Origin of the sequence: Janthinobacterium sp. 13 (assembly GCF_002749695.1) — a bacterium.
Classification (GTDB): domain Bacteria; phylum Pseudomonadota; class Gammaproteobacteria; order Burkholderiales; family Burkholderiaceae_D; genus Janthinobacterium; species Janthinobacterium kumbetense.
On the sequence record NZ_PEEQ01000001.1, the window covers coordinates 4,396,041 to 4,415,140 of the forward strand.

At 65.4% G+C, this 19,100-nt stretch carries 18 protein-coding genes and 2 tRNA genes; 5 read left to right on the forward strand and 15 right to left on the reverse strand.

Annotated features, from left to right (window positions below):
- Positions 1-65: 65 nt before the first annotated feature.
- Positions 66-142: transfer RNA gene (locus CLU94_RS19275), tRNA-Met, on the forward strand.
- Positions 143-270: 128 nt separating this feature from the next.
- Positions 271-347 (forward strand) — tRNA-Met (locus CLU94_RS19280).
- 47 nt (positions 348-394) lie between these two features.
- Here the strand turns inward: CLU94_RS19280 and CLU94_RS19285 are convergent.
- The gene (locus CLU94_RS19285) at positions 395-1,207 is read right to left on the reverse strand and encodes a helix-turn-helix transcriptional regulator (protein WP_099666812.1); all 813 of its coding nucleotides are present in this window, start codon (positions 1,205-1,207) and stop codon (positions 395-397) included.
- Between the two features lie 109 nt (positions 1,208-1,316).
- Between CLU94_RS19285 and CLU94_RS19290 the strand changes: the two genes are divergently transcribed.
- The gene (locus tag CLU94_RS19290; protein WP_099666813.1) at positions 1,317-2,513 is read left to right on the forward strand and encodes an MFS transporter; all 1,197 of its coding nucleotides are present in this window, start codon (positions 1,317-1,319) and stop codon (positions 2,511-2,513) included.
- Here CLU94_RS19290 and CLU94_RS19295 read toward each other — a convergent pair.
- Both CLU94_RS19295 and CLU94_RS19300 read right to left on the reverse strand, forming a co-directional pair.
- Positions 2,510-4,816 (reverse strand): xanthine dehydrogenase family protein molybdopterin-binding subunit, encoded by a 2,307-nt coding sequence (locus tag CLU94_RS19295; protein WP_099666814.1) that lies wholly within the window; start codon positions 4,814-4,816, stop codon positions 2,510-2,512. The two genes, CLU94_RS19290 and CLU94_RS19295, sit on opposite strands and share 4 nt — an antisense overlap.
- Positions 4,813-5,289: a (2Fe-2S)-binding protein gene (locus tag CLU94_RS19300; protein ID WP_099666815.1), complete on the reverse strand. Its 477-nt coding sequence runs from the start codon at positions 5,287-5,289 to the stop codon at positions 4,813-4,815. Before CLU94_RS19300 ends, CLU94_RS19295 begins: the two co-directional genes overlap by 4 nt.
- Before the next feature lie 152 nt (positions 5,290-5,441).
- Between CLU94_RS19300 and mug the strand changes: the two genes are divergently transcribed.
- On the forward strand, positions 5,442-5,963 hold the full coding sequence (gene mug / locus CLU94_RS19305; RefSeq protein WP_099666816.1) for a G/U mismatch-specific DNA glycosylase: 522 nt from the start codon (positions 5,442-5,444) through the stop codon (positions 5,961-5,963).
- 43 nt (positions 5,964-6,006) lie between these two features.
- Here the strand turns inward: mug and CLU94_RS19310 are convergent, their stop codons facing one another.
- The 5 genes from CLU94_RS19310 to CLU94_RS19330 form a co-directional block, all read right to left on the reverse strand.
- Positions 6,007-6,792, reverse strand: a complete 786-nt coding sequence (locus CLU94_RS19310; protein WP_099666817.1) for an anti-sigma factor family protein — start codon at positions 6,790-6,792, stop codon at positions 6,007-6,009.
- Complete coding sequence (locus CLU94_RS19315) at positions 6,789-7,310, reverse strand: RNA polymerase sigma factor (RefSeq protein ID WP_099666818.1); 522 nt, start codon at positions 7,308-7,310, stop codon at positions 6,789-6,791. The genes CLU94_RS19310 and CLU94_RS19315 overlap by 4 nt, the downstream gene beginning before the upstream one ends.
- Positions 7,311-7,331: 21 nt before the next feature.
- Positions 7,332-7,703, reverse strand: coding sequence for a COG4315 family predicted lipoprotein (locus CLU94_RS19320; RefSeq protein WP_099666819.1), 372 nt, complete (start codon positions 7,701-7,703; stop codon positions 7,332-7,334).
- Between the two features lie 57 nt (positions 7,704-7,760).
- A complete protein-coding gene (locus CLU94_RS19325; RefSeq protein WP_099666820.1) occupies positions 7,761-8,684 on the reverse strand; it encodes a DNA-3-methyladenine glycosylase family protein in 924 nt (307 codons plus the stop codon).
- Between the two features lie 69 nt (positions 8,685-8,753).
- Complete coding sequence (locus CLU94_RS19330) at positions 8,754-9,761, reverse strand: XdhC family protein (RefSeq protein ID WP_099666821.1); 1,008 nt, start codon at positions 9,759-9,761, stop codon at positions 8,754-8,756.
- A 100-nt stretch (positions 9,762-9,861) separates the two neighbouring features.
- Between CLU94_RS19330 and CLU94_RS28440 the strand changes: the two genes are divergently transcribed.
- Entirely contained in the window at positions 9,862-10,002 is a 141-nt protein-coding gene (locus tag CLU94_RS28440; RefSeq protein ID WP_162835767.1) for a hypothetical protein, read from the forward strand.
- Between the two features lie 82 nt (positions 10,003-10,084).
- On the opposite strand, the gene CLU94_RS19335 is transcribed toward CLU94_RS28440, so the two are convergent.
- The 7 genes from CLU94_RS19335 to CLU94_RS19365 all read right to left on the reverse strand — a co-directional run bounded on the left by CLU94_RS19335 (position 10,085) and on the right by CLU94_RS19365 (position 19,057).
- Positions 10,085-11,188 carry a M48 family metallopeptidase gene (locus CLU94_RS19335; RefSeq protein ID WP_099666822.1) on the reverse strand — a complete coding sequence of 368 codons (1,104 nt, stop codon included), beginning with the start codon at positions 11,186-11,188 and terminating at the stop codon, positions 10,085-10,087.
- Between the two features lie 10 nt (positions 11,189-11,198).
- Positions 11,199-11,648 (reverse strand): dUTP diphosphatase, encoded by a 450-nt coding sequence (gene dut, locus CLU94_RS19340; RefSeq protein WP_099666823.1) that lies wholly within the window; start codon positions 11,646-11,648, stop codon positions 11,199-11,201.
- Positions 11,649-11,682: 34 nt separating this feature from the next.
- Complete coding sequence (coaBC, locus tag CLU94_RS19345) at positions 11,683-12,903, reverse strand: bifunctional phosphopantothenoylcysteine decarboxylase/phosphopantothenate--cysteine ligase CoaBC (RefSeq protein WP_099666824.1); 1,221 nt, start codon at positions 12,901-12,903, stop codon at positions 11,683-11,685.
- 17 nt (positions 12,904-12,920) lie between these two features.
- Entirely contained in the window at positions 12,921-13,424 is a 504-nt protein-coding gene (gene lspA, locus CLU94_RS19350) for a signal peptidase II (protein ID WP_077407922.1), read from the reverse strand.
- A gap of 183 nt (positions 13,425-13,607) precedes the next feature.
- Positions 13,608-16,508 (reverse strand): isoleucine--tRNA ligase, encoded by a 2,901-nt coding sequence (gene ileS / locus CLU94_RS19355; protein ID WP_099666825.1) that lies wholly within the window; start codon positions 16,506-16,508, stop codon positions 13,608-13,610.
- An 81-nt stretch (positions 16,509-16,589) separates the two neighbouring features.
- Positions 16,590-17,561: a bifunctional riboflavin kinase/FAD synthetase gene (locus tag CLU94_RS19360; RefSeq protein ID WP_077407919.1), complete on the reverse strand. Its 972-nt coding sequence runs from the start codon at positions 17,559-17,561 to the stop codon at positions 16,590-16,592.
- A 284-nt stretch (positions 17,562-17,845) separates the two neighbouring features.
- Complete coding sequence (locus CLU94_RS19365) at positions 17,846-19,057, reverse strand: hypothetical protein (RefSeq protein WP_099666826.1); 1,212 nt, start codon at positions 19,055-19,057, stop codon at positions 17,846-17,848.
- Positions 19,058-19,100 lie beyond the last annotated feature (43 nt).

A 19,100-nucleotide genomic window follows, 5' to 3' on the forward strand; every position in this document is an offset into this window, starting at 1 on the left:
GTTCTATTGCAGTCTAAGTTGAGATAGCTATTGCCTAAGCCACCCGTTTGCCCTTATAATTCTTGTGCGGGGTGGAGCAGTCTGGCAGCTCGTCGGGCTCATAACCCGAAGGTCACAGGTTCAAATCCTGTCCCCGCAACCAATACCGGAAAGCCGCTGATTCTTGCAAAAGATCAGCGGCTTTTTCCATTTCAGATCCATGCAATCGCGTCTTTTTTCCGCCTGCCGAGATTGATCCCCGCAGTGCAGCAAACTGGTATATAATTCGCCTGCGGGGTGGAGCAGTCTGGCAGCTCGTCGGGCTCATAACCCGAAGGTCACAGGTTCAAATCCTGTCCCCGCAACCAATTCGAAGCCGCTGGTTCCTCGCAAGAGGGCCAGCGGTTTTTTCGTTCTACGGCGCTGCTTCGGGTGCTGCTTCCTGCGGCAGCTGGCGCGCATACACCACCAGCCGCAGATGGCGGTCCGCATCGATGGTCAGCGAGGTGTGTTCATACGCGGCCTCCTCGCCATCGGCGTCCAGGCGGCGCACGCCGGCACACGGCGCATGCACGTCGTGGCGGCGCCACCACAGCTTGAATTCGGGCGAGACTTTTTCCAGTTCTTCCACCAGCGCGTGGATGTCCGCTTCCTGCGTGGCGCGCGCGTAGTCGCGGCGAAAGCTCGACAGCATCAGCGGTGCCTGCTCTTCCCAGCCGATGAAGCGTGACCGCAGCAGCGGATCGGTAAACAAGAGCCACAGCAGATTGCGCCGCGCCGGCACGTGCGCGCCGAAGCCGAACAAGGCGTCCGCGCCCGCATTGAACGCCAGCACGTCCCAGCGCAGGTTGAGCACATATGCCGGATGCGCCAGTTCGTGCATCAGGCGGCGCACCAGCGGCGGCACCACGCAAAACGTCTTGCCTTCTTCGGCCGGCGGACGCGCATGCGCCAGCAGGAACAGGTGGCGGCGTGCGCCCGCGTCCAGTTTCAGCACTTCGGCCAGCTTGTCGAGAAAGGCGCTCGAGACGCCGATGTCGCGTCCCTGTTCCAGCCAGGTGTACCAGGTCAGCCCCACGCCGGCCAGCGCCGCCACTTCTTCGCGGCGCAAGCCGGGCGTGCGCCGCCGTCCACCGCCGGGCAAGCCCACGTCTTCCGGCGACAGGCGCGCGCGGCGCGCCTGCAGGTAGGCGGCCAGTTCGTGGCGGGTGCGGGCCAAAGTGCGCATGGTGCGGTCTTTCCTGTGAGCCTGTTGCTATCAGTAATAGCATAAACAGTTAAATTGTAATTGTTTATATTGTATTCCAGAATGCCTGCTTTCTTCCTGAAGGCTTGCCATGTCCGACTATTCTTCTCACGCCAGTAGCGGCACTTCCGCCGCCGCGCTGCCTTCCACCGTCTACCTGATCGCCGTGGGCGCGTTCGCGCTGGGCATGGCGTCGTATGTGACGGCGGGCCTGATGCCGATGATCGCCGGCGCGTTCTCCGTTTCCCTGGCGATGGCCGCGCAGCTGGTGACGGCGTTTACGCTGGCCTATGGCCTCGGCTCGCCGCTGGCCGTGGCCCTGCTGCCGGCGCGCGCGCAGCGCTCGGGCCTCCTGATCGCCCTGGCCGTGTTCGTGCTGGCGAACGGGGCCAGCGCGCTGGCGCCCGGTTTCAGCAGTTTGCTGGCCTGGCGCGCCATTGCCGGCATCGGTGCGGGCGTCTATCTGGCGCTGGGCATCGCGGCGGCGGCCGGCGTGTCGGCGCCGCAGCAGCGGGGCAAGGCCATCGGCGCGATCATGGGCGGCATGGCGGGCGGCACGGTGCTGGGCGTGCCCTTGAGTTTGCTGCTGGCGCAGCAGCTGGGCTGGACGGCGGCCCTGTGGCTGGTCGCGCTCCTCGGTGCGCTGGCGCTGGCGGGCTTGCTGTGGAAGCTGCCCGCGCTGCCGGCGGTGCCGGCCATTTCGCTGCGCCGCAAGCTGGCCTTGCTGGCCGACGGGCAGGTGCTGGCCATCTTGCTGGTATCGCTGCTGGCGGCCATCGCCAGCCTGGGCATGTACACGTTTATCGCGCCGCTGCTGGCGTGGTCGGCGCCGGGCGCGGCGATGTCCGCCACGCCCTTCCTGTGGGCCTGGGGCGTGGGAGGGATCGCGGGCAGCGTGCTGGTCGGACCATGGGCGGACAAGGTGGCGGCGCCGAAACTGACCTGCTTCATCTTGCTGCTGCTGGCGCTGGCCCTGTGCGCGCTGCCGCTGGCGGCCGGCTGGTCGGCCTGGCTGATGCTGGCGCCGATCGTGCTGTGGGGCGCGGCCGGCTGGGCCCTGCAAGTGCCGCAAAACCAGCAGCTGCTGGCCGTGCGCGCGCGCCAGGGCGACGGCAACCTGGCCATCGCCCTCAACGAATCGGCGCTGTACCTGGGCAGCGCCATCGGCGCCGCCACGGGCGGGGTGCTGCTCCTGCTCGACTGGCCCATGTGGCTGCTGGCGGCCGGCGCCGCCCTGGTCGCCGCCGCCGCCTTGCTGCTGCAGTTGCCGGCGGCGCGGCGCGGCTAGCCTTTCTTCGCCAGCTGCATGCCCACGGGCAGGGCGCGGATGCGCTTGCCCGTGGCGGCGAAGATGGCGTTGCACAGGGCCGGCGCGATGGGCGGCGTGGCCGGTTCGCCCACGCCGCCCAGCTCCATGTCCAGGGTGCCCGGCACCAGGTGCGTGTGGATCACGCGCGGGGCGTCGGCGGCGCGCAGCACGGCGTAGTCGTGGAAATTGCTTTGCTCGACCCGGCCATTCTTGAAACTGATCTCGCCGCTCATGGCCAGCGACAGGCCCATGATGCAGGCGCCCTCGATCTGCGAGCGCACGCGGTCCGGGTTGATCTGCGGGCCGCAATCCATGGCGATGTCGACCCTCGGCACGATGACTTCGCCGGCCGCATTGATTTCCACTTCGATCACGGCCGCCACATAAGTGACGAAACTGTAGGACACGGCCAGGCCCAGGCCCCGTCCCTTGGGCAGCTTGCGGCCCCAGCCCGCCTTGGCCGTCGCCAGCTCGATCACGTGGCGCATGCGGCCTATGTCGACCGGATACTTCGCCGGATCTTCGCCATAGTTCCAGCCGTCGGACAGGTCGGCCGGATTGATCTTGCGCGCGGGGCCCAGCAGTGCCAGCAGGTAGTCGCGGTGGTCCTTCTTTGCCGCGTGCGCCAGTTCGGCCGTGAACGACTGGATGGCGAAGGCGTGCGGGATGTTCGACACGGAACGGAACCAGCCGATGCGCGTGTGGGCCGGCACTTCGGGCACTTCGACGCGGATGTTTGGAATGGCGAACGGCACGTTGATGGCCGACATGCCCAGCTCGAACGGCGCCTGCTTGTTCGCGCCGGCGGCAAAGGTCGAGGTGATGGTGGGGGCGGCCGTGCGGTGCAGCCAGGCCGTCGGCATGCCTTTCGCGTCCAGCGACGCTTCCAGCCGTTCGACGGAGACCGTGTGCAGGTAGTCGTGCTGCAGGTCGTCGTCGCGCGTCCACGTCAGCTTGACGGGCGCGCCCTCCATGGCTTTCGACAGCAGCGCCGCCTCGACGGCGAAGTCGGGTTTCGATTTGCGCCCGAAGCCGCCGCCGAGCAGGGTCACGTGGACGGTCACGTCGTCATGCGCCAGCCCCAGGGCCTTGGCCACGTTGCTGCGCGTCGCCTGCGGCGCCTGCACGCAGGCCCACACTTCGGCCTTGCCGTTGGCGATGCGCACGGTGGCGGCGGGCGGTTCCATGGTGGCGTGGGCCAGGTGGGGCAGATAGTATTCGGCACTGAATTTCCGCGCGGCGGGAGCGGCGGCCAGCGTGGCCACCGTCTTGCCCTGGTCGCGCGCCGGGCTGGCCGGCTGGCGCACGGCCGCTTCCAGCGTCTTGCGGAAGGCCTTCGAATCGTAGTCGCCGTTCGGGCCATCTTCCCATTCCAGCACCAGCGCTTCGCGGCCCTTGATGGCGGCCCAGGTATTTTTCGCGATGACGGCCACGCCGCCCAGCGGATTGAACATGGCCGGCGGCGGACTGCCCGCCAGTTCGACGATGCGCAGCACGCCCGGCACTTTCAGGGCCGCCGTCTTGTCCACGCTTTTCAGCTTGCCGCCGAAGACGGGCGGACGGGCGATGACGGCATACGCCATGCCATCGAGGCGGGTGTCGATGCCGAAGTGGGTGTTGCCCGTGACGATGTCGTGCAAGTCGATGCCGCGCGTGCTGGTTTGCCCGATGTAGCGCAGCTCGCCCGCCGTTTTCAGGCTGATGCGCGCGCGTGGCGGCACGGGCAACTTGGCCGCGTCTTCGGCCAGCGCCCCGAAGGACAGCGAGCGCCCGCTGGCCGCATGCACGACCGCGTGATTGACGGCTTTCACTTCTGTCACGGGTACGTCCCAGCGCACGGCGGCCGCCGTTTCCAGCATCAGGCGCGCCGTGGCGCCCACGTGGCGCATGGCGCGGAACGAGTGGCGCATGCTGCGCGAACCGTCCGTATCCTGGCTGCCGTAGCGCGCTTCGTCGGCGGGCGCCTGCTGCACGCGCACCTGCGCCCAGTCGGCGCCCAGTTCGTCGGCCGCCACCATGGGCAGGCTGGTGCGGATGCCCTGGCCCATTTCTGAGCGGTGCGCCACGATGGTGACGATGCCGTCGGCGCCGATTGACAGGAAGACCAGGGTGTCGTCGACCACGCCGCCAGCCATATTGTCGCCGCCGTATTTGACGGCATCGGCCGCCATCACGAGGCCGGAAGGGCCGGCCACCAGGGTCAAGCCGGCCAGCGCGCCGGCGGCCTTGAGCCAGTTGCGCCGCGCAGGCGAATGTGCGGCGGCAGTGTCATGGATGCTCATTTGGCCGCTCCTTTCGCGTGGATGCTGGCCGATACCTGCTTGATGGCCGCGTGGATGCGCGTGTAGGTGCCGCAGCGGCAGATATTGCCGCTCATCGCTTCGCGGATTTGCTGGTCGTTCGGTCTTGGCGTCTTGTGCAGCAGGGCCGTGGCCGACATGATCTGCCCGGCCTGACAGTAACCGCATTGTGGCACGCCGTGTTCCTGCCAGGCTTGTTGCAGCGCAAGGCCGACCTTGTCTTCGCCCACCGCTTCGATGGTGGTGATCTTCTTGCCTGCGGCGGCCGACATGGGCGTCACGCAGGAGCGGATGGCTTCGCCATCAAGGTGCACGGTGCAGGCGCCGCACAGGGCCATGCCGCAGCCGAATTTGGTGCCGGTCATGCCCAGTTCGTCGCGCAGGGCCCACAGCAGGGGCGTGTCTTCAGGCAGTGCAAGGTCGTGCTGCTTGCCATTGATGGTCAGGGTCGTCATGTGTATTCCTCGGAGTGGGGATGGTGCGGGACAGCGCGACGGCCATCCGCCAGACGGATTAGCTCATCAGTAGGGGATGGTAGCACCGCTCGCCCTGCGCTGCAGGAGATGGCGCCAGTGGCATACTGCGGTTTCTGATATCGGAGTTTTCCATGACATACCCCACAACGGCGCCGGGCTTGCCCGACATCCTCGCTCCCGGCTTGCAGGTGGTTTTTTGCGGCCTCAATCCCGGCGTGGATGCGGCGGCCGCCGGCCACCATTTTCTCGGTCGCGGCAACCGCTTCTGGCCCGTGCTGCACCTGGCCGGGTTCACGCCGCACCTGGTGGCGCCGCAGGACGATGCCAGCGTGCTCGGTTTCGGGCTGGGCTTGACGGCGGCCGTCGGGCGCCCGACCAGCCGCGCGGACCAGGTGGGGGCGGACGAATTCGCGCAAGCGGCGGCGGGCCTGCGGCACAAGCTGGCATGGGCGCAGCCGCAGTGGATCGCCTTCCTGGGCAAGGCCGCCTACGCGGCGATGACGGGAAAACGCCAGCTGGCGTGGGGCGAGCAGCCAGAGCGCTTCGGCGGCGCGCGCGTGTGGATCTTGCCCAATCCGAGTGGCCTCAATCGCGGTTATTCGAAGGAGCGGCTGGTCGACGCGTATGCGGAACTCAAGCGCGCGCTGGGCTGATGCCGGGCTGGCGTTCAGCGCACTTGCGCATGGATGAAGGGGCTTAGCGGGCTTGCTCCAGCTGCGCGTACACGGCGTCGGCGATCTTGCCCAGTTCCCGTTTGGGCAGGCTCGCCGAGAGGGCATAACCGAGCTGGCCGTCGATCCAGTAAAACACGCTCAGGTCCTTTTCCTGCGTATAGCGGAAAGCCGTTTCCTGCCTGCCCGCCCGTTCCTTGGCCACGTACAGGGTCAGGCGCTTGCCACCGCCATCTTCGTACATGAATTGCGCCACGGGACCGTCGCCATCGCCGGGCAGCAAGCGCCCGCCGATCAGGTGATAGCCGAGTGGCGACAGCGCGGGCGGCTGCAGTTGCGTGCCCAGGCGTTTCGACAGCCATTGCACCAGGTGCGCTTCCTGCGCCGCGCCCACTTCGACGGGGTGGCGTACTTCGGGCGTGTAGACGGCATGGGCGATGGCGGCGCTGCGCGCCAGGGTCAGGGGGCTGGCGCTGGCGCCCGTGCCATCGCCGCCGCGCAGCAGCCAGCCGCCCGCGCCGCCGGCGATGAGCAGCACGATGGCCGCTGCCGCCTGCATGGCGGGGCGGCGCCAGGCGCCGTTCGCCGCCGCTGGCGATGCCGCCTGCCGCAGGGCCGGCGGCACGGCGTCATCCAGCACGGGATCGAACAGGGCGCGCAATTGCCGGTTCTGTTCGCGCCACGCATCCACCCTGGCTGCGTCCTCGGGGTGCGCGCGCAGGTGGGCGTCGATGGCCGCGCGCTGCTCCTCGGGCAGGACGCCGTCGGCCAGGGCGTGCAATTGCGCTTCGCTGATGGCTTGCGTTGTCATTTCACGACTTTCAGGGTAGGGGCGCCATGGCTGCCGGCGGGGCGGCCGTCGAGCAGTTCGCGCAGCCGCTCGCGCCCGCGCGACAGCCGCGACATGACGGTGCCGACGGGGATGCCCAGCGTGGACGCCACCTGCTCGTACGGCATCTGTTCCAGCGCGACGAGCAGGATGACTTCGCGCTGCCCCAGCGGCAAACGGGCCAGCGCCGCATCCATTTCGCCGATGGCGATGGCCTGCCCTGGCGCGCGCTCCGGCGCGGGCAGCAGGGCGTCGTCGTCGAGCTCCTGCAGCGCCAGGCCGGGGCGGCGCAGTTGATCCACGTGCAGGTTATGCATGATGGAAAACAGCCAGGGCCGCATCTCGCCACCGCGCTGCCACTGGTCGAACTTGCGCCAGGCCCGCTCCACGGTGTCCTGCACCAGGTCGTCCGCGTGCGCGGCGCCCGCCAGCGCGCGCGCATAGCGGCGCAGGCCGGGCAGGCAGGCTTGCAGCTGGCGGCTGTCCTCTTGCGTGGTCATCGTGGCGGCGGGATGGCGTGCTTAAGGCTTGACGACGTGCCACACGTTCTTGAAATTGTCGCCGGCCGCGTCGCCCGGTTTCTTGTCTTCCTTGTACAGGTACAGGGGCTTGCCCTTGTAGGTCAGCTGCATGGCGCCGTTGTCTTCGCGCTTGATGCTGCCATACGGGGCGGCGGGCGCCGCTTCGGTGGCGATGACGGCGGGCCAGGCCACCAGGCAGCCGCCGCTGCAGGCGCTCTTGCCGCTGTCGGCGATATCCTTGTCGAACACATACACGGTCATGCCGCTGGCGTTGACCAGCATGCCGTTGGCGGGCATGACGTCGGCGGCAAAGGCCAGCGGGGCGGACAAGGCGGTGCAAAGGGCGGTGGCGGCAAAAGTGGTAAAGCGCATGGTGGTCTCCTTGAGGTTTTGGGGGCTTGCAAGGGATGGACGCGTGCCGCCCGCCGTTTATTCCCCGGCAGGCAAAATATTTTTTTCCGGCGCGTGCAGGCTGGCCCACAGGTGGGCGGCGGCCATGGTGCGGTGCGGCGCGTACTGGCGCAGCCACTGCTCCGTGCGCGCCATGTCCGGCTTGACCTCTTCGCCGAGCAGCTTTTGCAGGGCGGCGCGGATGGCCACGTCGCCATGTAGCGAGCAGTCGGCATAGCCGTAGCCGCGCAGCAGCGCATAGTTGACGGTCCACGGGCCGATGCCCTTCACGGCCAGCAGCGCCTGCGAAATGGCCGCCACGTCGCCGGAAGGGGGCAGCTCCAGCGACAGTTCTCCATCGTTGACGAGATGCGCCAGGCGCAGCACGGTTTCCGCCTTGGCGCGCGAGAATTTGCGGCTCGTCAAATCCTCGGCGGATAGCCGCGCCACGTCGCGCGCCTCCGGGTAGCACCACAAGCCGCTGGCGTGCCGGCGTCCCGCCTGCACGATGAAGGTGCGGCGCAGGGAAATGGCGAACGGCAGGTTGATTTGCTGGCCGATGATGGCCCAGGTCAGCGCTTCGAAGGGGCTGGCCGATTGCACGATGCGCAAGCCCGGGTTGACGTGGATCAAGGGCGCCAGCAGCGGGTCGGCGGCGGCCAGTTGCGCGAACGGCTGCGGGTCGATGCGCAGGCCGAGGATGTTCAGCAGGGCGCCGTGCAGCGGCGTTTGCAGGTCGGCGACGGTGTCGTCATTGTCGTCGAGGTCTGCCTGGCAGATGGCGGCATCCTGCGTGAACGCCACGTCCAGTACGACGGGGACGCCGGCAAGCAGGATGCCCTTGCGCAGGCCTGTCGGCGTGACTTGTTCCGCCACGGCTTGCGTATCCCGGCTGTGGAAGGCGATGACGTCGTCGCGGCGGTAGCCGGCGGGCAGGGGGAGGGTCCAGTGCAGCAGGGTCATGGCGGGCCAAAGTCAGGGAAGGTATCAGGGGGACGATGCTGGCGCATCCCGTTTCTTGCTTTTCACGCTTCAGCGCACGCAGAGGTCAGGGTTGGGCGGGCTCAAGGCGGCCGCGTGCTGGATTTGCAGCGCATCGGGCACGCCGTTTTTCACGGCCGTCAGTTCGGCCAGGATGGAAATGGCGATTTCGGCCGGCGTCTTGCTGCCGATGTACAGGCCGATGGGGGCGTGCAGGCGCGCCAGCTGCTCGGCGCTGACGTCGAATTGCAGCAGCCGTTCGCGCCGCTTGGCGTTATTCGCGCGCGAGCCGATGGCGCCCACGTAGAAGGCGGGCGACTTCAACGCTTCCATCAGGGCCAGGTCGTCGAGCTTGGGGTCGTGCGTGAGGGCGACGACGGCGCTGCGGCTGTCGAGCTTTAATTCCAGCACCAGGTCGTCCGGCATGGCGTGCAGCAGGGGCACGCCCGGTACGTTCCAGCCGCCCCGGTATTCCTCGCGCGGATCGCAGACGATGACGTGGTAATCCATGGCCGTGGCGATTTGCGCCACGAAGCGCGACAGCTGGCTGGCGCCGATGATCAGCAGGCGCCAGCGCGGGCCATGCTGCGTGGTGAGCGCCCCGTCTTCCAGGGCCAGCACGGCGCCCGGCGTGGCGCGCTGCAGGGTGACGGCGCCGCTGCGCAGGTCGAGGCGGCGTTCGACCAGTTCATGCGCTTCCAGGCGCGCCAGCAGTTCGGCCACGCGGCTGCCCGCGTGCAGCGGCTCGATGGCCAGTTCGATGGTGCCGCCGCAGGGCAGGCCGAAGCGGTGCGCCTCGTCGGCGCTGATGCCGTAGCTGACGATTTCGGGCCGCGTGCGCACGATGCCATGCACGCGCACGGTGTCGATCAGGTCATCTTCGATGCAGCCGCCGGAGACGGAACCGACCACCGTGCCATCGTCGCAGATGGCCAGGGTGGCGCCCACGGGACGGGGGCTGGAACCCCAGGTCTTGATGACGGTGACGAGTTCGCAGCGGCGGCCGGCGGCGAGCCAGGCGGCGCTGGTTTTCAGAACTTCAAGGTCGATGCTGTCCATGGCGCGCGCGAGTTACATGCCGCATGTTTGCGGCAAAGTATGGAAAAGTATTCAAGATTGTGGATATACTACCTGTTCCACCACCCTGCGGAGAATTTTCATGTCAAATGAAGTCAAGACGCAAGAAGAGGGTATTCCCAAGTTCGGCAAGCTGCTCATTGTCCTGTTTCTAGCCGTCGTGTTCTGCGGTGCCCTGACCTGGATCATGGGCACCTACTTCCCCAACTTCCCGGGGGCCTGAGCAAACCCTGTTTGATCAGGATTGAGCACAGTGAGCATCGCAGACCGCAAAGCGCGACGCGCAGTAGGTTATGGCAGGCGTTCTAAGGCTTCAGCGGTTTCTTCGCCGCCTGCTTGGCGCGCACGTCGGTGACGGCGCGGTTGACGGCGGCCATGCGCGAGTTGGTGCCCGGATGCAGCGCCGTGTAGCCGTTGGCGACCGTGGCCGGTACTTGTGTGGCCAGCCGCTGCCAGAAGCGGGCCGCGTTGTCGACGTTGTAGCCGGCGCGCGCCAGCAGGTAGATGGCCAGGGTGTCGGCTTGCACGTCGAGTTCTTGCGGCATGGCCTTGATGCCGGCGGCGCCCGTCAGCATCGACACGTCGGGCTGCACGGCGCCCAGGCTGTCGATGATGCTGCCGGCCGTCCCTGCCGTGCGCTGGCTGCGCGCGTGGTCGAGGATGTTGTGCGCCATTTCGCGGGCGATGACAAAGGCGATGCCTTCGTCGTTTTGCGCCGCATTGACCATGCCGCGCGTGAGCATGATGCGCGCGCCGTCCGAGTAGGCGTTGATATTGTCCGCATTGCCCAGGGCGACGCGGAAGGCGCAGGCGCGCGTGACGGGAATCTTCAGGTCCTGCTGCTGGCCGTCGCGGGCGATGGTCATGTTCAGGCTTGCGCTTTTCGAGGCCAGCGGGCCGACGATGGCGCCAAACGGGCCTTCCGCCTTCGGGCCGGCCGGCAGCGGCTTGCCTTCGGCGGCCAGCAAGCCGTCGCCCTTGCGCAAGCCGGCGCGTGCGGCGCCGCTGCCCGGCAAGACGCCGGAGACTTGCATCTGTTCGCCGTAGCCGAGAGCCGCCTGCGCCGCGTCGGCATAGATGCCGGGGTAGGAATACTTGTTCTGCGCCGTGAAGCCCAGCAGGTTGCGCGCATACGTCTTGCACAGGTCCGCATTGTTGATCAGCAGGGGCGCCGAGACTTTCGACAGGCGGTCCTGCAGCGCCACCATCTTCACCAGTTCTTCCTGCGCCGCCTTTTGCTGCGCCGTCGGGGCGGGCGCATCGGGCGCCGGCACCACGTTGAACGGGCCGCTGACATGCGTCGTTGGCGTGGTACAGCCGGCGAGGATGGCCGCACTGGCCAGCAGGAGGGGAGTGGCCAGTTGGCGCAGCGAAGTTGGGGCTGTGATCAGATGGCGGAAACCTGGCATAAGACGATCCTTAATGTTTGCCGGTGCTGCCGAAACCGCCAACACCGCGTTCGCTGTCGCCGAATTCCTCGACGACGTTAAAGCCCACTTGCAGCACCGGCACGATAATCAGTTGCGCCAGGCGTTCCATGGGATTGAGCGTGAAAGCGCTCTGGCCCCGGTTCCAGGTCGATACCATCAACTGGCCCTGGTAATCGGAGTCGATCAAGCCTACCAGATTCCCCAATACGATGCCGTTTTTGTGGCCCATGCCGCTGCGCGGCAGGATCATGGCCGCATACGACGGGTCGCCGATGTGGATGGCCAGGCCCGTGGGAATGAGCACGGTCTGGCCGGCTTCGATGGTGATCGCCTCGTCGATGCAGGCGCGCAGGTCCAGGCCGGCGCTGCCGGGTGTGGCGTAGGCCGGCAGCATTTCTTTCATGCGGGCGTCGAGGATCTTGATGTCGATATTTTTCATTAATCTAACTAACTAAGCTAAGTCGTATAAAAGGTTATTTGAGCAGCGAATTCTTGGCCAGCCGCTTCGAGATTTCCGAAATCAGCTGGCGTGCCAGGTTCAGTTTCGAGGCGCGCGGCAGTACGGTATGGCCTTCCTCGTCGAACAGGATGATGGTGTTGTCGTCCTGGCCAAAGGTGTTCTGGCCGATATTGCCGACCAGCAAGGGGATGCCCTTCTTTTCGCGCTTGGTCGAGCCGAATTCCACCAGGTTTTCCGATTCGGCGGCAAAACCGACGCAGTACGGATAGCCGGCCAGGTTGGTGCGCGCCGCCACGGTGGCCAGGATGTCGGGATTTTGCGCGAACTGCAGCTCCGGCACGGAGCCGTCGGCCTGCTTTTTCATCTTTTGTTCGCTGGCGTTGGCCACGCGCCAGTCGGCCACGGCGGCCACGGCGACGAAGACATGCTGGCCGTCGACGTGGGCGAGTACCGCATCGTGCATCTGCTGTGCGCTTTGCACGTCGATGCGGCGCACGCCGAAGGGGGCGTCCAGGGCCGTGGGGCCGGAAATGAGCAGCACCTCGGCGCCCGCTTCGCGCGCCGCGCGCGCCACCGCATAGCCCATCTTGCCCGAGGACAGATTGGTGATGCCGCGCACGGGGTCGATGGCTTCGAACGTGGGACCGGCAGTGACCAGCACGCGCTTGCCCGCCAATACCTTAGGCTGGAAGGCGGCGATCAGCTCCGTCAGCAGCTGTTCCGGTTCCAGCATGCGGCCCAGCCCCGTTTCGCCGCACGCCTGTTCGCCGGCGGCCGGGCCGAACAGCTTGATGCCGTCGTCGCGCAGCTGCTGCACATTGCGTTGCGTGGCGGGGTTTTGCCACATTTCCACGTTCATGGCCGGCGCCACCAGCAGGGGCAGGTGGGATGGGCGGGCCAGGCACAGGGTCGACAGCAGGTCGTCGCACACGCCGTGCGCCAGCTTGCGCATGAAGTCGGCCGAACACGGCGCGATCAAAATCGCGTCCGCATGGCGCGTCAAATCGATATGCGCCATGTTGTTGGCTATGCGCGCATCCCACTGGCTCGTGTGCACGGGGTGGCCTGACAGGGCCTGCATCGTGACGGCCGTGATGAAGTGGCTGGCCGCATCCGTCATCACCACCTGCACCGAGGCGCCTGCTTTTGTGAGCGCGCGGCACAATTCGGCCGCCTTGTAGCAGGCGACGCCGCCCGAGAGTCCCAGGACGATTTTTTTGCCGGACAGTTCCATGCCGTTCTCCTGCGTGTTTATTTGTTTACCCGGCGCAGTTCATCGATGATGAACAGGGCCGCGCCGATGCAGATGGCGCTGTCGGCGATATTGAAAGCGGGGAAATGGCCCCAGCTTTTCCAGTGGAAGTCGAGGAAGTCGACCACGTGGCCGTACATCAGGCGGTCGATGGCGTTGCCCAGCGCGCCGCCGAGGATCAGCGACAGGGCCCAGCAGAACATGCGCTGGCCGGCGTGCTTTTTCAGCAGGTAGATGATGTAGATGGCGGCCGCCAGGGCGATGCCGGTGAAGAAATAGCGCTGCCAGCCGCCCTGGTCGGACAGGAAGCTGAATGCGGCGCCCTTGTTATACGCGAGCACCAGGTTGAAATACGAGGTGATGACCATTTCCTGCGCATAGCGGAAGGTCTTCAGGATCGTGATCTTGGTGATCTGGTCGAACAGGATGACGATGGCGGCAATGCCCAGCCACAGCGTCAGCGGCGATTGCGGTTTCGATGAAAAACGGTTTTTAGTGGCCATATTTTTCCAGGGAAGATAAAGCCGCCGCCTGGCAGCAGGCGGCGGTTGGACGGATAGCATACAACGGCGGGCAAAATCGTAGCGAGCGGCAGCGATTTGTGGCCGAGAAGCGCAACCGTACTCTAGTACGGTGAGCATCGCAGGCCGCAAATCGCGACGCGCAGCAGATTTTGACGCCGTTGTTTAGGCGAAGCGGCGAACTTCGCCCTTGCCAAACAGGTTGCTGACGCAGCGGCCGCACAGGGTGGCATGCGCGGCGTCCGTGCCCACGTCGCTGCGGTAGTGCCAGCAGCGCTCGCACTTCGGCGCCGTCGACGCGGCCACGACCACTTCCTCGGCCGCTTCGTCGGCCACTTCGGCTACCGTTGCCTGCGAGGTGATGAAGACGAACTTCAAGTCGTCGCCCAGGGTCGTCAACAGCTTGTACTTCATCGGCGCGGCCTTGATCGTCAGCTCCGCCTGCAGCGACGAGCCGATGGCGCCCGAGGTACGCAAGTCTTCCAGCTGTTTTGTGACGTCCGTGCGCACGGCGCGCAGGGCCGTGTATTTCTCCAGCAGGTCGGCCGCATCCGCCACTTCCGGCAGCTGCCACCAGGTTTGCGTGAAGATGGTTTCATCGCTGGCGGCATACGCTTCGCTGCCGGCGAAGACGGCCCACGCTTCCTCGGCCGTGAACGACAGGGCAGGGGCCATCAGGCGCAGCAGGCTTTGCGTGATGTGCCACAGGGCCGTCTGCGCCGAACGGCGCGCGTGCGACGTCAGGCCGGAGGTGTACAGGCGGTCCTTCAGGATGTCCAGGTAGAAGCCGCCCAGGTCTTCCGAGCAGTACGTCTGCAGCTTCGACACGACCGGGTGGAATTCGTAGCGCGCGTAGTTGTTCTCGATCTGCGTTTGCAGCGAGGCCATGTTGGCCAGCGCATAGCGGTCGATTTCGAACATCTCGGCCACCGGCACGGCGTCCGTGGCCGGATTGAAGTCCGAGGTGTTCGCCAGCAGGAAGCGCAGGGTGTTGCGGATGCGGCGGTACGATTCCGTTACGCGTTTCAGGATTTCGTCGGAGATCGACAGTTCGCCCGTGTAGTCGGTCGAGGCGATCCACAGGCGCAGGATGTCCGCGCCCAGGGTGTCCGAGATCTTTTGCGGCGCCAGCGTGTTACCCAGCGACTTCGACATCTTCTTGCCTTCGCCATCGACCGTGAAGCCGTGCGTCAGCAGCGCTTTATATGGCGGACGGCCATTGAGCATCGATGACACGAGCAGCGACGAGTGGAACCAGCCGCGATGCTGGTCCGAGCCTTCCAGGTACAGGTCGGCCGGGAATTGCAGCTGCGTCGAGTGCGAACCGTGCGCTTGCGGGCCGCCCAGCACCGTCTGGTGCGTGGCGCCGGAATCGAACCACACGTCCAGCGTATCCTTGTTCTTCGCGTAGATGGCCGCTTCGTCGCCGATCAGGTCAGCCAGGTCCAGCGCCTGCCATGCCTCGATGCCGCCTTTTTCGATCAGCTTGGCCACTTGCTCCAGCAGTTCCGGCGTGCGCGGATGCAGGTCGCCCGTTTCCTTGTGCACGATGAAGGCCATCGGCACGCCCCACTGGCGCTGGCGCGACAGGGTCCAGTCGGGACGGTTGGCGATCATGCCGTGCAGGCGCGCCTGGCCCCAGTCCGGGAAGAACTCGGTGTCGGCGATGCCTTTCAAGGCCGTTTCGCGCAAGGTCGCGCCGCCGTCCTTCGGCGTCACGTCCATGCCGGCGAACCACTGCGAGGTGGCGCGGTAGATGATCGGCGTCTTATGGCGCCAGCAATGCATGTAGCTGTGGTCGAACATCTTGACTTCGAACAGCGCGCCCGCTTCGCGCAGGGCGTTGCAGATCGGCTTCGACGCTTCCCAGATGGTCATGCCGCCGAACAGGGGCAGGGTCGAGGCGAACTTGCCGTCGCCCATGACGGGCTTGATGATGTCGTCGTCCTTCATGCCGTGCGCCTTGCACGAGATGAAGTCGTCCAGGCCGTAGGCTGGCGCCGAGTGCACCACGCCCGTGCCGCTTTCCGTGGTCACATATTCGGCCAGGTACAAGGGCGACAGACGGTCATAGAAAGCGTCGGCCGCATGCAGCGGGTGGCGGAAGCTGATGCCGGCCAGGGCCGCGCCGTCGCAGGTGGCGATGGTCGTGCCATCGAGCTTGAAGCGCGCCAGGCTGGCGACGACCAGGTCTTGCGCCAGGATCAGCAGCAGCGGCTGGCCATCGCGCTCGGCTTTCACCAGCGCGTACTTGACTTCCGGGTGCACGTTCAGCGCCTGGTTCGACGGGATGGTCCACGGCGTCGTGGTCCAGATGACGATGAAACCGTTATCGGTCGGCAGCGATGGCAGGCCGAAGGCGGCCGCCAGTTTTTCCGGCTCGGCGAACTTGAATCCGACGTCGATGGCGGGATCGCGTTTTTCCGCGTATTCCACTTCCGCCTCGGCCAGCGCCGACTGGCAGTCGAAGCACCAGTTGACGGGCTTCAGGCCGCGGTACACATAGCCTTTTTCCAGCAGCTTGCCCAGCGCGCGCAATTCGTCCGCTTCATTGCCGTGCGCCATGGTCAGATACGGATTGTCCCACTCGCCCAGCACGCCCAGGCGAATGAAATCCTTCTTCTGGCGCTCGACCTGCACGTTGGCGTAGGCGCGGGCCTTTTCCAGCACTTCCGCCGTCGGCAGGTTCTTGCCGTGCAGTTTTTCGATCTGGATCTCGATCGGCATGCCGTGGCAATCCCAGCCTGGTACGTACGGCGCGTCGAAGCCGGCCAGCGAGCGCGACTTGACGACCATGTCCTTCAGGATCTTGTTGACGGCGTGGCCCAGGTGGATATCGCCATTCGCGTACGGCGGGCCGTCATGCAGGATGAATTTCGGACGGCCGGCGGCAGCCTTGCGCACGCGCTCGTAGATTTTCTTGTCTTGCCATTGCTGTACCCATTGCGGCTCGCGCTTGGCCATGTCGCCGCGCATCGGGAACGGGGTTTCCGTCATGTTGACCGGGTATTTGCTTTCAGGCTTCTTGTTCTGCTTGGGCGTGGCTGGCTTGTTTTGATCGGACATAATCTTCTTTAATGGTATGGAGTATATTTTTGCAGCGGGTTTGCGACGGCAAGTGCCGCCAGGCGGCGGAGTTGGCCGGCGTCAAATTCGGTCGGTGGCGGTAATGGCGCCGCTGCGCTGCTCAAAATAGGCGCGCGCCTGGTTCGAGTCGCGCTCGATGGCGGCCGTCAGGGTGGGCAAATCGTCGTACTTTTCTTCGTCGCGCAGCTTTTCCAGGAATTCCACGCGCACCAGCTTGCCGTAGCAGGATTGATTGAAATCAAACAGATGCACTTCCAGCAAGACGCGGCCGCTGTCGTCGACGGTGGGGCGCACGCCGAGGCTGGCCACGGCCGGCAGCGGCTGCGGCGCCAGGCCGTGCACTTGCACGATGAAGACGCCGGACAGGGCGGGACGATGCGCCACGCGCAGGTTCAGGGTGGGGAAGCCGAGGGTGCGGCCCAGTTTCTGCCCGTGGATGACATGGCCGGAAATGGCGTACGGATGGCCCAGCAGCTGCGTGGCCAGCGGGAAATCGCCGGCGGCCAGCGCCAGGCGCACGGCGGACGACGAGATGCGCGTGCTGCCGTTCATCACGGTAGGCAATGTTTCTACATGGAAACCATATTTGCGGCCCGCTTCCTGCAGCATGGCCACGTCGCCGGCGCGCCGGGCGCCATAGCAAAAGTCGTCGCCGACCATCAGCCATTTCACGTGCAAGCCATCGACGAGGACTTTTTCCGTGAATTCCTGCGGCGTCAAGGCGGCGAACTGGGCGCTGAAGTGCTCGACGACGACACGGTCGATGCCGGCGTCATCCAGCGATTGCAGCTTGTCGCGCAAGTTGGCGATGCGCTGCGGGGCCTTGGACAGGTCGCCCGCGCGCTGCGCGAAGAATTCGCGCGGGTGCGGTTCGAACGTCATCACGGCCGCTTCAATGCCGAGTTCGGTTGCCGCGCCGCGCACGCGCGCCAGCAACGCTTGATGGCCGATGTGGACACCGTCAAAATTGCCGATGGTCAGAGCGCAAGGCGCTCGTGCCTGGGCATTGGGAAGTCCGCGGAATACCTTCATAGGAATCTGATGAAAAACTGTGCCAAAAGGGGGATTATACGGACTGTTTCAGGGATGCACACCCGGCAGGGCGGACGCAGGGCGAATTTCACTGCTGAAATGATAAAAAGCGTTGCCGGCGGGTATGCTGGCAACGCTTTAGTATTGATTCAATGCACTCTCAACGTCGAAGCCAAGCGTAGCGAGCGGCAGTGATTTGTTGCCGAGAAGCGCAACCGTACTGTAGTACGGTGAGCATCACAGGCTGCAAAGCGCGACGCGCAGTAGCTTGGGTTCGATGTTAATTACTTATTCATCAAGGTCCAGTAGCGGGCCAGGTCAGCCGCGCCATCCGTGCCCTTGACGGCTTTGAGTGCCGTCGTGGCGTTGGACTTCTTGCCGGCGTGGATGTAGGCGATGCCCAGGTGCAGCTTGGCTTCTTCCGCATACTTGGCGGTGCCCAGTTTCACGGCGTCGTTCATCAAGCCCAGACCTTTTTCGGCCTGGCCATCGTAGACCAAGGCGAAGCCCAGCTTGCTCAAGCTGTCGGCGTCCTTGTTCTTGGTGTATTCCGCTTCCGACTTGGCCGCGTTGGCTTTCAGGTCAGCCTGGGTTTTCAGGGCCAGGTCTTTCAGACGCTGGTGACGTGGCGCATCGGCGCCGGTACCCAGCACGCCTTTCTTGTAGCCTTGCTCGATGATGCTCAGCGCTTCGCCAGGATTGCCTGCTTGCAGGGCCAGCTGGCTGATTTCCATGTATTCGGAAGGCTTGCTGAACAGGCCGTTGGCCAGGCGCAGGCGCTGGACATCCAGGCCCAGGCGTTGCGAGAAGCCAGGTTTGCCCGAAACGCGGTTCAGCAGGTCGGCCCAGTAGCTGGTTTTCGGATAGCTCGATGCCAGTTTTTCCAGGGTGGCAACGTAGCCGCCCTTGTCGTTTTGCTTCAACTGGATGTTGGCCAGCATTTGCAGGCTCGCTTCCGAGTTGCCGCCGCGCGCTTGCAATTCTTTTGCCGCTTCGGCGAAGTTGCCGCTGACGTAGTAGGTCTGGATCAGCAGTTCGCGCATCTGTGGATCTTCGCGGTCTTTCAGCGAGCGTTTGATCCAGGTGATGGTATTTGGCCAATCCTTGGCGCGGTAGTACATGCCTGCCAGCGCTTGCGTGAATTTGGGGGCTTCGGCGGCGCTCAGGCGGCCGGAATTGATGACGGCTTCAAAAGCCTTGATGGCGGTGCCGTTGTCGCCAGCGGCGGCGGCAGCCGAGGCGCGCACGCGTTCGATCTGGTAGCTTTCAAAGGCGGTCTTGCCGCCGACGCTGTCAGCTTCGCGCAGCTTGGCCAGTGCTTCCTTGTTTTTGCCGCTGCCAGCGAGTTTTTGCGCTTCTTGCAATGGCTTGCCCACTTCGGCGCGCACGGTGTCCGCGGCATATGCCAGCGAGCCCAGGCCGATTACGGGAGTTGCTGCGGTAAAACCGATAGCGGCCATGACGAGGCCGAGATGAGCGAGACGAAACTTGGACATGAGAAAGTCTTTCAGTAAAAAGCGAATAGGCAGGAAGTCCTGC

Excerpts from the sequence above, each read along its gene's own strand:
- CLU94_RS19285 (WP_099666812.1), bottom strand. The coding sequence starts at position 1,207 with ATGCGCACTTTGGCCCGCACCCGCCACGAACTGGCCGCCTACCTGCAG.
- CLU94_RS19290 (WP_099666813.1), top strand. The coding sequence starts at position 1,317 with ATGTCCGACTATTCTTCTCACGCCAGTAGCGGCACTTCCGCCGCCGCG.
- CLU94_RS19295 (WP_099666814.1), bottom strand. The coding sequence starts at position 4,816 with ATGAGCATCCATGACACTGCCGCCGCACATTCGCCTGCGCGGCGCAAC.
- CLU94_RS19300 (WP_099666815.1), bottom strand. The coding sequence starts at position 5,289 with ATGACGACCCTGACCATCAATGGCAAGCAGCACGACCTTGCACTGCCT.
- mug (WP_099666816.1), top strand. The coding sequence starts at position 5,442 with ATGACATACCCCACAACGGCGCCGGGCTTGCCCGACATCCTCGCTCCC.
- CLU94_RS19310 (WP_099666817.1), bottom strand. The coding sequence starts at position 6,792 with ATGACAACGCAAGCCATCAGCGAAGCGCAATTGCACGCCCTGGCCGAC.
- CLU94_RS19315 (WP_099666818.1), bottom strand. The coding sequence starts at position 7,310 with ATGACCACGCAAGAGGACAGCCGCCAGCTGCAAGCCTGCCTGCCCGGC.
- CLU94_RS19320 (WP_099666819.1), bottom strand. The coding sequence starts at position 7,703 with ATGCGCTTTACCACTTTTGCCGCCACCGCCCTTTGCACCGCCTTGTCC.
- CLU94_RS19325 (WP_099666820.1), bottom strand. The coding sequence starts at position 8,684 with ATGACCCTGCTGCACTGGACCCTCCCCCTGCCCGCCGGCTACCGCCGC.
- CLU94_RS19330 (WP_099666821.1), bottom strand. The coding sequence starts at position 9,761 with ATGGACAGCATCGACCTTGAAGTTCTGAAAACCAGCGCCGCCTGGCTC.
- CLU94_RS28440 (WP_162835767.1), top strand. The coding sequence starts at position 9,862 with ATGTCAAATGAAGTCAAGACGCAAGAAGAGGGTATTCCCAAGTTCGGC.
- CLU94_RS19335 (WP_099666822.1), bottom strand. The coding sequence starts at position 11,188 with ATGCCAGGTTTCCGCCATCTGATCACAGCCCCAACTTCGCTGCGCCAA.
- dut (WP_099666823.1), bottom strand. The coding sequence starts at position 11,648 with ATGAAAAATATCGACATCAAGATCCTCGACGCCCGCATGAAAGAAATG.
- coaBC (WP_099666824.1), bottom strand. The coding sequence starts at position 12,903 with ATGGAACTGTCCGGCAAAAAAATCGTCCTGGGACTCTCGGGCGGCGTC.
- lspA (WP_077407922.1), bottom strand. The coding sequence starts at position 13,424 with ATGGCCACTAAAAACCGTTTTTCATCGAAACCGCAATCGCCGCTGACG.
- ileS (WP_099666825.1), bottom strand. The coding sequence starts at position 16,508 with ATGTCCGATCAAAACAAGCCAGCCACGCCCAAGCAGAACAAGAAGCCT.
- CLU94_RS19360 (WP_077407919.1), bottom strand. The coding sequence starts at position 17,561 with ATGAAGGTATTCCGCGGACTTCCCAATGCCCAGGCACGAGCGCCTTGC.
- CLU94_RS19365 (WP_099666826.1), bottom strand. The coding sequence starts at position 19,057 with ATGTCCAAGTTTCGTCTCGCTCATCTCGGCCTCGTCATGGCCGCTATC.